Origin of the sequence: Streptomyces lycii (assembly GCF_009735685.1) — a bacterium.
Lineage (GTDB): Bacteria > Actinomycetota > Actinomycetes > Streptomycetales > Streptomycetaceae > Streptomyces > Streptomyces lycii.
The window spans coordinates 15371-26478 of sequence record NZ_WHPN01000370.1 but is presented as its reverse complement, the minus strand read 5'-3'; the positions used below and the strand labels follow the sequence as shown (position 1 = coordinate 26478).

Here is an 11108-nt window from a genome sequence, read left to right as displayed (position 1 = left end):
TCGCGGGTGCGGTCCATGAACGCCGCCATCGGCCCCATGACGGCGTTCTTCGCCCCGGACTCCACCCCCGGGTGCGGACGCGTGGGAGCGGTGGCCTCGGCGGCCTTGACGCTCTTGGCCATCGCGGCCAGCCTGGCCGCGTCGTTGATCCTCCGCAGCTGGGCGAACTCGTAGCGCTCCTCCGCCCGCGCGTGCTCCATCACGTCCTTGCGGAGCTTCAGCAGCGCGGGCATGAAGCCAGGGTCCTCGGCGTCCATGCCGTCCAGCGCGGCCAATTGCTCCTTCGCCAGCCGCTCCTCCTCCAGCCGGTCGGCGACGATGGCCTCGCCGCCCTCGGCCGTGCGCCTGGCGTAGGGGTGGACGACCTCCTCCTCCGCGGTCTCGTGGACGGCCAGCATGCGCACCAGGCGCCGGAAGGCGTCGCGGCGGGCGTCCCCCGACGTCTCCTCGACCTCGTCGAAGAGATCGCGGATCTGCCCGTGCTGCGCCATCAGCAGGGCCACCACGTCGTTGTCGGGATCGGGGCCGTGGGTGGGTGCGGTCGGGTTCGACTGGGTCACGGTGCGCTCCTCTTCCGGGTGCCGGTGATCGCCGCGCTCACAGTTCCTCCCGCAGGTGCGGAACGGGGTGGTCGCCCTCCGTCTGGTGCCGGTACTCGCGCCCGAAGTCGTCCCGGTGCCGGATCATGACCTGCTCGCTGGGCGCGGGCTGCCCGCCGTGGAGGCTCTCCTGCATGGCCTCGAACCGCTCGTGCGCCTCCCGGACGTAGCCGGTGCCCAGCGTGGTCAGGTCGAGCTGGGTGTCGATCAGCTCGCGCAGATACGCCTTGTTCGGCTCGAAGGTCAGCACGTTCGGGAGTTCCGGGGCCAGCACCTCGGCCGGGTCCCGCCCGTCGTGGCGGCGCATCAGGTCGCAGGCCAGGTGCAGGTGCTCCAGCTCCATGTTGAGGTGCAGCTCCCAGACGGCCTTCACCTTCGGGTCGCTCTCCTGCTCCATGAAGGAGTGGTACAGATAGCACTCGTTGTACTCGTGGTTGACGAGCTGCTCCCACCACGTCTCCCCCGGGTCCACCATGGACTCGTAGTGGGTGACGTGCTCCTCCTCGATCAGCCCGATCTCCTGGTACAGCTGACGGGCGATCGGCTCCATGTAGGTGGGGCCGGTGTTCATGTAGAAGTTCATGGTCTGCTGCTCGGCCGACATGATCGTCAGGGCGTGCAGCTTGGACAGCGGGTCGGTGCGGTGCTTGTCGTACGGCTCGCGCACGTTGTCGGCCGGGTGGCGGTGGTGCAGTGGGGTGGGCCGCCCCGGCATGACCTCGGTCAGCCCGTCGACGATCTTCGCCGCCTTGCGGTGCTCGATCATCTCGTACAGGTTGGCGTACCGGTACAGATGGTCGAAGTCCTCCAGTACGCCGAACTGGTACGCCTGCCGCAGATACGGCTCGGGCTCCATGCGGGCGACCCACGCGGTCAGGTCGACCGCGACCTGCTCGTAGGCGATGGTCGTCTCCAGCACCGAGGAGACCCCGGGCAGCAGCCAGTTCACCGCCTTCTGCTGCTGCGCCTCGATGTAGCGCACCTCCGCCAGCCGCTGCTTCACCTGCGGATCCGGACAGTGGCGGGCGAACTGGTGGCTGAACAGGATCGCCTCCACCTCGATCCCGTTCATCGTGATGATCCGGCAGCGGGTGTACGGATCGGTGTGGTCGGGGTCGATCGGCTCGACGTTCAGCTCGCGCCAGTTGCGCACCTGGCGGTCCAGCGGAATACCCCGCTGCTCCAGAGGATTGAACGGCATTCAGGCACCTCCCAGTGAGTCGGAATCGCGAGAATCCCCCCGGTACCCGCTCGCGACCCGGTGAAGCCCTGCGGCGGCACCTATTGACGTAACGAAACACCCCGGCCGGACGACGGCGGACCGGCCGCCGCCGGAACCCCCGGCCGCCGGCCGCACCCCCCGGCTGGCGGCCGTGCGCCCCCGGACGGGGCAACGGACGTCTGCGGCGTGCCGCGGCGGGCACACGTGGACGGTGACCAAGACCTCGACCCCGGAGACCCCGGAGGCCCCCGCGACCCCGCTGAAGCGGGCGCTGACCACGCCGCTGCTGTTCCTGTTCATCCTCGGAGACGTGCTCGGCGCGGGCGTGTACGTGCTCGTCGGGCAGGTGGCCGGCGAGTCCGGCGGGGCGGTGTGGGTGCCGCTCCTCGCCGCCCTCGCCCTGGCGCTGCTGACCGCCGGCTCGTACGCCGAACTGGCGACGAAGTACCCGAGGGCCGGCGGCGCCGCGCACTACACCCGGCGCGCCTTCGGCCCGTTCACCGGATTCCTCACCGGCTTCTGCATGCTCGCGGCCGGCATCGTCTCGGTCGCCGCGCTGGCCCGTGCCTTCGGCGGCGAGTACCTGACCGTCTTCGTCAGCCTCCCCGTCGCCCTCGTCGCGGTGCTGTTCCTCGCCGCGCTGGCGCTGCTCAACGCGCGCGGCATCAGGGAGTCGATGCGGGCCAACGTCGTCGCCACGCTCATCGAGGTCGGCGGGCTGCTGCTGATCGCAGGCCTCGGGCTGCGGATCGTGCTGCGCGGCGACGGCGACTTCGGCGTCCTGACGCGGCTGGGCACGCCGGAGCACGGGCCGCTCGCGGCAGTCCTGGGCGGCGCGGTGCTCGCGTACTACTCCTTCGTCGGCTTCGAGACCTCGGTCAACCTCGCCGAGGAGACCCGCGACCCCCGCCGGTCCTACCCGCGCGCCCTCTTCGGCGCCCTGGGCGCGGCCGGCCTGGTGTACGGGCTGGTCGGCGTCGCCGCCACCGTCTCCGTGCCGACCGGGCGGCTCGTGGAGTCCAGCGGTCCGCTGCTGGAGGTGGTCGAGGCGGCGGGCGGGCTCCCGGAGGAGCTGTTCGGAGCCGTCGCTCTGGTCGCCGTCGCGAACGGCGCCCTGCTCACCGGCATCATGTCCTCCCGGCTCGCCTACGGCATGGCCCGGGACGGGCTGCTGCCGGGCTTCCTCACCCGGGTGCTGCCGGGCAGGCGCACCCCGTGGGCGGCGATCGCCGCCACCACCGGGATCGCGATGCTGTTCGCCCTCACCGGGGACGTGGCGACGCTCGCCTCGACCCTGGTGCTGCTGCTGCTCGTCGTCTTCGCCGCGGTGAACACCGCCGTACTGGCACTGCGCCGGGACGGCGGCGGGACCGGTCACTTCCGGGTGCCGGCGGTGTTCCCGGTGCTCGGCGTGGCGTCCTGCGTGCTGCTCGCCACCCGGGTCGAGGGCGCGGTGTGGGCGCGCGGGCTGCCGCTGATCGGCGCCGGGGCCCTGCTCGCGCTGGTCGCCGCGCGCCGCCACCGGGACTGACGGCGCCCGTGCGCGGCCGTTCCCGGGCGGGCCGCCCTGCCGTGTCCCGGGCAGCTCACCCGGGCCGCTGTCGCGGGCCGTCCTGTCCCGGCCCGTCCCGTTCCGGGGCCGCCCGTCCCGGAGCGGGCCCGGGCTCCAGGTGTCCCGGCGACGGCGGACGCTGTAGGTTCTGCGCTGTGGAGGAACTCGACCGGCGGATCGTGGAACTGCTCGTCAAGGACGGGCGCATGAGCTACACCGACCTGGGCAAGGCCACCGGCCTGTCCACCTCGGCGGTGCACCAGCGGGTGCGCCGGCTCGAACAGCGCGGGGTGATCCGCGGCTACGCCGCCGTCGTCGACCCGGAGGCCGTCGGCCTGCCGCTCACGGCGTTCATCTCCGTGAAGCCGTTCGACCCCAGCGCCCCCGACGACATCGCGGAACGGCTCGCGGGCGTACCCGAACTGGAGGCCTGCCACAGCGTGGCGGGCGACGAGAACTACATCCTCAAGGTCCGCGTCGCCACCCCGCTGGAGCTGGAGCACCTGCTGACCCGCATCCGCACCCTCGCCGGGGTGTCGACCCGCACCACGGTCGTCCTCTCCACCCCGTACGAGGCCAGGCCGCCCCGGGTCTGACCGGCCCGCGGCTCCGCCCCGGCGCGCCGTCGTCCGGCCGACCCGCACGGCGGGCTCCGGCGGGGGAGGGGGACACTGGGGCGTCAGACATTTCCCGAGAGAAGAACCGGCGAGGCAGCCAGCAGTGAACGACCGCACCCCCGAGGAAACCGACGGACGGACCGTGCTGCTGCGGGGCGGCACGGTGCACAGCCCGGCCGACCCCTTCGCCACGGCCGTGGTCGTCGAACGCGGCCGGATCGCCTGGGTCGGTTCCGAGGGTGCCGCGGACGCCTTCGCCGACGGCGCGGACGAGATCGTCGACCTGCGCGGCGCCCTCGTGACGCCGGCGTTCACCGATGCGCATGTGCACACGACGGCCACCGGTCTGGCCCTCACCGGGCTCGATCTGTCCGGCGCCGGCACCCTCGCCGCCGCGCTCGACCGGGTGCGGGCCCACGCCTCGGCCCGCCCCGGTGACGCGGTGCTCCTGGGCCAGGGCTGGGACGCCTCCCGGTGGCCCGAGGGGCGCCCGCCGTCCCGCACCGAGCTGGACGCCGCCACCGGCGGACGGCCGCTCTACCTCAGCCGTGTCGACGCCCACTCCGCCGTCGTCAGCACCGCCCTCCTGGACCGGGTGCCCGCCGTCACCGGGCTGCCGGGCTTCCGCGACGGCGAACCGCTCACCGGCGACGCGCACCACGCCGTACGCCGCGCCGCCTACGCCGCGCTCACCCCGGGGCAGCGCGCCGACGCCCAGCGCGCCGCCCGGCGGCACGCCGCGTCGCTGGGCATCGGTTCCCTCCACGAGTGCGCCGGGCCCGACATCTCCGGCGAGGAGGACTTCACCGGACTGCTCGCGCTGGCCGCGGCGGAACCCGGCCCGCGCGTCTTCGGCTACTGGGCAGAACTCGTCGCGAACGCGAAGGAGATCGCACGGATCCGTGACCTGGGCGCCGTCGGCGCGGCCGGGGACCTGTTCGTCGACGGCTCCCTCGGCTCGCACACCGCCTGCCTGGGCGAGCCCTATGCCGACGCGCCCCACTCCGGCTCGGCCCGGCTGGGCCCGGACGACATCGCCGCGCACGTCGCGGCCTGCACCGAAGCCGGCTTCCAGGCCGGGTTCCACGCCATCGGCGACGCCGCGCTCACCGCCGTCGTCGACGGCGTGCGCGCCGCCGCCGAACGGGTCGGCCCGGAGCGGGTGCGCGCCGCCCGGCACCGGGTGGAGCACGCCGAGATGCTGACCCCCGAGACGGTCGCGGCCTTCGCCGAGCTGGCCCTCACCGCCTCCGTGCAGCCCGCGTTCGACGCCGCCTGGGGCGGCGAGGACGGCATGTACGCCCAGCGGCTCGGCGCGGACCGGGCCCGCACCCTCAACCCGTACGCCGGCCTGCTGCGTGCCGGGGTGCCCCTCGCGCTCGGCTCCGACAGCCCGGTCACGCCGCTCGACCCGTGGGGCGCCGTGCGGGCCGCCGCCTTCCACCGCACTCCCGGGCACCGGATCTCGGTCCGCGGCGCCTTCACCGCCCACACCCGTGGCGGCTGGCGCGCCGTGGGCCGGGACGACGCCGGGGTCCTCGTCCCCGGCGCGCCGGCCGACTACGCGGTCTGGGAGAGCGGGAGTCTCGTCGTCCAGGCGCCCGACACGCGGGTCGCCGCCTGGTCCACCGACCCGCGCTCCGGCACCCCCGGGCTGCCCGACCTGACACCGGGCTCGCCGCTGCCGGTGTGCCTGCGCACGGTGGTGGGCGGACGCACCGTCCACGCGCGGCCGATCGAGTGACGTACCGGAGTGCCGTACGGAGGAACGGATCTTGCGCCTCTCCGTCCGGTCTTCTCCCGCTCACCTGCGGATCTTCGGCACTGACCTGCTGAATTGCCTCAACGGCGCAGGTCAGACGACTGTTGACAGACAGCGGTCGGCGGCCGGTAGGTTCGGCGGAGTCCACCACAGGACGTCCGACCGGGAAGTCTTCACGCAGCCGCCGAGCGCCGCTGGGCCACGGGTGGTGCGCCGGCACGGCGCACCACCACTGGGAGCCAGGTCCAGCATTCGCGCCACGGCGGCGAGGAAGTTCCTCCGGCCGGCAGGTGTGACCCGGGTGGGGCCCGGACGTCCAGTAGACAACGGCTTTCGGTCGCCCGCAGCCAGCGGGCACCGGGCCGGCCCGAAGGGCACCGGGCCCCGACCGCAGTCCCGTCGTCCGGCGCGGGACAGTTCCTGGGCCCGGCCCGGGCGCCCTCGCGAACCATTCCGCCGGACCCGGCGCTTCCGCGCGGCCGGCGCTTCCGTGCCGCCGGGCGGCTTCCGCGCCCCGGCGACTTCCGGCTCCGGTGGTCCCGGCTCCGGCTCCGGCGGTTCGGAGGGTCCGGCTCCGGCGGCTGCCACCTCGGTGATCACGGTCCGGGCTCCGGCGGACTGCGCCCCGGTGATGACGGCTCCCGCTCCGGCGGTTCCGGTTCCGTCCCCCCGCCCCGGCACGTACCGGTCTCCGCCCGCGCCCCCGGTGGTCTCGGGCCACGGCGGTCACGGCCCGGGCCCCGTGGTCCGGGGGCGCGGGACGGGCCACGCCCGCCGGGTGGGCCCTCCCGCCCCGCCGTCTGCCCCTGCCCCCGCTCCCGGCGTTCCCGCCGCCCGTACTCCGGAATGTCCCCCGGCGCCCGATGGCGGGACGCTCCGCGCGGTGCGCCGGCGGGCCCGAGCCGGGAAGCGGAAGCGAGGCCCGCCCGCGTTCGGGAAGGGCTGGCGGAACCGGTGCTTCCGGGAGGATCCGTGCCCCCGCGGGCCCGCCGCGTGCCCCGCCCGGGGTACCGTCACTTCCATCACCGCACGACCTGCAAGGAAGGCCGCGACCGTGCACTCGGGCCCCGACACCACCACCGCACCCTCCGGGGCCGCGGCCTCCGCCCGTCGAGAGGCGGAGCGACCGGAGACCCCGTCCGGCCCCGCCGTGCCGTCGGCCGGCGCCCCGGCCGCCGAGCCCGGCGCGGGGCGGCGGCCGAACCGTGCCGTCCGGGCCGTACGGGCCGTCCGGCGCGGGGCACCGCGGACGGCGCTCGCGGTGGGAGCCGGGCTCGCCCTCGCGCTCGCCTTCCCGCCGTACGGCGTGTGGCCGCTGTCGCTCGTCGCCGTCGCGGCGCTGAGCCTGCTGACCCGGGGGCGCACGGCGCGTCAGGGAGCCTGGACCGGCTTCGTGTTCGGACTGCCGTTCTTCTTCCTGCTGCTGCGCTGGCTCTCCGTCATCGGCCACGACGCGGTGCTCGGACTGGCCGCCGTGGAGGCCCTGTTCATCGCGGCGCTGGGCGCCGGGCTGGCCGTGACGTCCCGGCTGCCGGCGTGGCCGCTGTGGGCCGCCTGCCTGTGGGTGGCGGAGGAGTGGGCCCGGGACCGGCAGCCGCTCGGCGGCTTCCCCTGGGGGCGGCTGGCGTTCGCCAACACCGGTTCGCCGTTCACGCCGCTGGCCGCGCTCGGCGGCGCCCCGCTGGTCACGTTCGCCGTCGCGCTGAGCGCCGTGCTGCTGGCCTCGGCGGGGGCCGCGGTGTGGACGCTGTGGCGGACGCGCCGGACGGCACCCGCCGGGGTCACGGACCCGTCCGGCGAACCGGAAACGGCGGGCGATGCAGCAGCGGCGGGCGGTCCGGCCGCGGAGGGGTCTCTGGCGGCGGAGAGCGATCCGGCGGCGAGGGACGAGCCCGGCCCGGGCCGGGGGCGGCTGAGGGCGGCGCTGCCCGCCGTCGCGGCCGCGGCCCTCGCCCTGGCCACCGGTCTCGCCGGATACGCCGTACCGGTGCCCACCGCCGCAGCCGACACCGTCCGCATCGCCGTCGTCCAGGGCAACGTCCAGCAGCCCGGCATGGACTTCCTCGGCCGCCCCATGAAGATCCTCGACAACCACGTCGAGGCGACCCTGCAACTCGCGGAGGACGTCGCGGCGGGCCGCGAGCAGCAGCCGGACCTCGTCGTCTGGCCGGAGAACGCCTCCGACCTGGACCCCTTCCGCTACCAGGAGGCGTACGACCGCATCGACCGGGCGGTCAGGGCGGTCGGCGTGCCGGTGCTCGTCGGCGCCCTCGTCGACCACCCCGAGCAGGAGGGCTACGTCGAGAACCAGGGCATCGTGTGGGACCCGGAGACCGGCCCCGGGGCCTCGTACACCAAGCAGCACCCGGTGCCGTTCGGCGAGTACGTGCCCTACCGCGACCAGCTCAGCAAGATCATCACGCGGCTGGAGCGGGTGCCCCGGGACTTCTACCCCGGCGAGAAGACCGGTGTGCTGCGCACCGGCCCCGCCGACCTGGGCGACGTGATCTGCTTCGAGGTCGCCTACGACGAGATCGTCCGCGACACGGTCAACGCCGGGGCCCGCGCCCTGGTCGTGCAGACGAACAACGCCACCTACGGCCGCACCGGCCAGCCCGAGCAGCAGCTCGTGATGTCCAAACTGCGCGCCGTCGAACACGGCCGGGCCGTGGTCACCGCCGCGACCAGCGGCATCAGCGCGATCGTCCAGCCGGACGGCACGGTCTCGCAGCGCACCGAGGAGTTCACGCAGGACGTGATCACGGCAAATCTCCCATTGCGTGACGACACGACGCCGGCCGACCGTGTGGGCGCGATCCCGGAGTGGGCGCTCGCTATCGTGGGACTCCTTTCCTGCGCGGCGGCGATCGTGGTGCGCCGGCGGGGGCGTACGGACCAGAGGGGACAGCAGTGAGCGACGAGCTCGAGCCGGGCGGTCGGCGGCGGTACGGACCGCTCGGCACGGTCTTGGTGATCATCCCGACCTACAACGAGGCCGACAACATCGGGCCGATCGTGGGTCGGGTGCGGGCCGCGGTCCCCGAGGCGCACATCCTGGTCGCCGACGACAACAGCCCGGACGGCACGGGGAAGTACGCGGACGAGCTGGCCGTCGAGGACGAGCAGGTCCATGTGCTGCACCGGCCCGGCAAGGAGGGCCTGGGCGCGGCCTATCTGGCGGGCTTCCGCTGGGGCATCGAACGCGGCTACGGCGTGCTGGTCGAGATGGACGCGGACGGCTCGCACCAGCCCGAGGAACTGCCCCGGCTGCTGACTGCCCTCGGCGGCGCGGACCTCGTGCTGGGCTCCCGGTGGATGCCCGGCGGCCGGGTCGTCAACTGGCCGAAGTACCGCGAGCTCGTCTCCCGCGGCGGCAGCACCTACTCCCGGCTGCTGCTCGGGATGCCGATCCGGGACGTCACCGGCGGCTACCGGGCCTTCCGCACGGAGGCCCTGGAGCGGCTCGCCATGGAGGAGGTCGCCTCGCAGGGCTACTGCTTCCAGGTGGACCTGGCCTGGCGCGCGGTCAAGGCCGGGCTGCACGTGGTGGAGGTGCCCATCACCTTCGTCGACCGGGAGGTCGGGGACAGCAAGATGAGCAGGGACATCTTCGCCGAGGCGCTGTGGCGGGTCACCGCCTGGGGCGTGGGGTCCCGGGTCAGCCGCGCGGTGGGGCGGAAGGGCCGCGGCTGAGGGGCGAATTCCAGAGGCCCTCTTGCCCGTATCGCACGGGCCAGGTTTTCCCTCGCCACCCCAGGGCATTCGGGACGCATGGTGCAAATCGGCTATACGATGATGACCGAGCAGGCCGGGCCCCGTGATCTCGTCGAGCACGTGGTCGGTGCCGAGGCGGCCGGTTTTGACTTCTCCGTCACCTCGGACCACTACTTCCCCTGGCTCGACTCACAGGGCCACGCGCCGCACGCGTGGACGGTGCTGGGCGCGGCCGCCCATGCGACCTCGCGCATCCCGCTGATGACGTACGTCACCTGCCCCACGATGCGCTACCACCCGGCCCTCGTCGCCCAGAAGGCGGCGACTCTGCAACTGCTGTCCGAGGGCCGGTTCCGGCTGGGCCTCGGCGCGGGGGAGAACCTCAACGAGCACGTGATCGGCGGCGGCTGGCCGCCCGCCGACGTGCGCCACGAGATGCTCGGCGAGGCGGTCGGGATCATCCGGGCGCTGTTCGAGGGCGGTTACGTCAACCACCACGGGCGGCACTACGACGTGGAGTCCGCCAAGCTCTGGGACCTGCCGGAGCAGGCACCGCCGATCGGTATCGCGGTCTCCGGCGAGCAGTCCTGCGAGCTGGCCGGCCGGCTCGCGGACTGCGTCATCGCCACCGAGCCCAAGCCCGGCCTGCTGGACGCGTTCGAACACTACGGCGGCGCGGGCAAACCCCGGATCGGACAGCTGCCCGTCTGCTACGACACCGACCGGGACGCCGCCGTGCGCCGGGCGCACGACCAGTTCCGCTGGTTCGGCAGCGGCTGGAAGGTGAACTCCGAACTCCCCGGCCCGGCTTCCTTCGAGGCGGCGACGAGCTTCGTACGGCCCGAGGACGTGGCCGAGTCCATCCCGTGCGGCGACGACGTCTCCGACTTCGTGGCGGCCGTACGTCCGTACGCCGAGGCCGGGTTCACCGAGATCGCGCTGGTGCAGGTCGGCGGTGACAGCCAACCGGCCTATCTGGACTGGGCCCGTACCACGCTGCTGCCCGCGCTGCGCGAAGCGTTCTGACACCGGCACTGACACCGGCACCGGCACCGGCACTGACGCCCGGACCGGCACTGACGCCCGGACCGGCCGCCCGCCCGCATGCGGCCGCCCGGCGCGGGTACCCGGTGGACCGACTGGGAGGTGTTGCACGATGCCCGATCCGCGCATCAAGGACGAGAAGACGTACGAGGCCCTGCGCCGCGAGGGGGCCGGCAAGGCGAAGGCGGCCCGGATCGCCAACGACTCCGGCGGCTCCCGCAGCAAGACCGGCAGCAAGGGCGGGAAGTCCGACAAGTACGAGCGGCAGAGCAAGCAGGACCTGTACAGCGAGGCCAAGAAGGTCGGTATCGAGGGCCGGTCGAGCATGACCAAGGAGCAGCTGATCTCGGCGCTCCGCAAGCGCTGACCGCTAAGTGCCGGAGCCGCCCCCGAGGCGCTGATTTGCGAGAGCCGCCGCAGGAGCCGCCCCCGAGGGCCCGCGGACGGCGACCGGGACCGGACCGGCTGCCACGGCATCCCGAGGCCGGAACGACACTGCCGCCCGGCCGCTTCAAGCGGCCGGGCGGCAGCCGTCAACCTCACGGCGCCACGGCCCCTACGACCCCTGCGGCCACGGTCCTCGGCGGTGCGGGGACGG

Annotated in this window: 9 protein-coding genes; 7 read left to right on the top strand and 2 right to left on the bottom strand. The window is 74.0% G+C overall.

Annotation, left to right across the window (positions count from 1 at the left end; all coding sequences use genetic code 11):
* Together GCU69_RS24940 and GCU69_RS24935 are read right to left on the bottom strand one after the other, a co-directional pair.
* On the bottom strand, positions 1 to 491 hold a 491-nt coding region (locus GCU69_RS24940), incomplete at its 3' end, for a hemerythrin domain-containing protein (RefSeq protein ID WP_156207237.1).
* 106 nt (positions 492 to 597) lie between these two features.
* Complete coding sequence (locus GCU69_RS24935) at positions 598 to 1800, bottom strand: hypothetical protein (protein ID WP_156207233.1); 1203 nt, start codon at positions 1798 to 1800, stop codon at positions 598 to 600.
* 232 nt (positions 1801 to 2032) lie between these two features.
* Between GCU69_RS24935 and GCU69_RS24930 the strand changes: the two genes are divergently transcribed.
* The 7 genes from GCU69_RS24930 (at position 2033) to GCU69_RS24900 (ending at position 10877) form a co-directional block, all read left to right on the top strand.
* Positions 2033 to 3352, top strand: a complete 1320-nt coding sequence (locus tag GCU69_RS24930) for an APC family permease (protein ID WP_235978690.1) — start codon at positions 2033 to 2035, stop codon at positions 3350 to 3352.
* 176 nt (positions 3353 to 3528) lie between these two features.
* A complete protein-coding gene (locus GCU69_RS24925; RefSeq protein ID WP_098750744.1) occupies positions 3529 to 3969 on the top strand; it encodes an Lrp/AsnC family transcriptional regulator in 441 nt (146 codons plus the stop codon).
* Between the two features lie 124 nt (positions 3970 to 4093).
* Entirely contained in the window at positions 4094 to 5734 is a 1641-nt protein-coding gene (locus GCU69_RS24920; protein ID WP_156207232.1) for an amidohydrolase, read from the top strand.
* Between the two features lie 1072 nt (positions 5735 to 6806).
* The gene (lnt, locus tag GCU69_RS24915) at positions 6807 to 8666 is read left to right on the top strand and encodes an apolipoprotein N-acyltransferase (protein ID WP_235978689.1); all 1860 of its coding nucleotides are present in this window, start codon (positions 6807 to 6809) and stop codon (positions 8664 to 8666) included.
* Positions 8663 to 9445: a polyprenol monophosphomannose synthase gene (locus GCU69_RS24910; protein ID WP_098750740.1), complete on the top strand. Its 783-nt coding sequence runs from the start codon at positions 8663 to 8665 to the stop codon at positions 9443 to 9445. The genes lnt and GCU69_RS24910 overlap by 4 nt, the downstream gene beginning before the upstream one ends.
* Positions 9446 to 9523: 78 nt before the next feature.
* Positions 9524 to 10492 carry an LLM class F420-dependent oxidoreductase gene (locus GCU69_RS24905; protein ID WP_156207231.1) on the top strand — a complete coding sequence of 323 codons (969 nt, stop codon included), beginning with the start codon at positions 9524 to 9526 and terminating at the stop codon, positions 10490 to 10492.
* A gap of 130 nt (positions 10493 to 10622) precedes the next feature.
* Positions 10623 to 10877, top strand: coding sequence for a DUF7218 family protein (locus GCU69_RS24900; RefSeq protein ID WP_098750738.1), 255 nt, complete (start codon positions 10623 to 10625; stop codon positions 10875 to 10877).
* Positions 10878 to 11108 lie beyond the last annotated feature (231 nt).

Excerpts from the sequence above, each read along its gene's own strand:
- GCU69_RS24935 (WP_156207233.1), bottom strand. The coding sequence starts at position 1,800 with ATGCCGTTCAATCCTCTGGAGCAGCGGGGTATTCCGCTGGACCGCCAG.
- GCU69_RS24900 (WP_098750738.1), top strand. The coding sequence starts at position 10,623 with ATGCCCGATCCGCGCATCAAGGACGAGAAGACGTACGAGGCCCTGCGC.
- GCU69_RS24905 (WP_156207231.1), top strand. The coding sequence starts at position 9,524 with ATGGTGCAAATCGGCTATACGATGATGACCGAGCAGGCCGGGCCCCGT.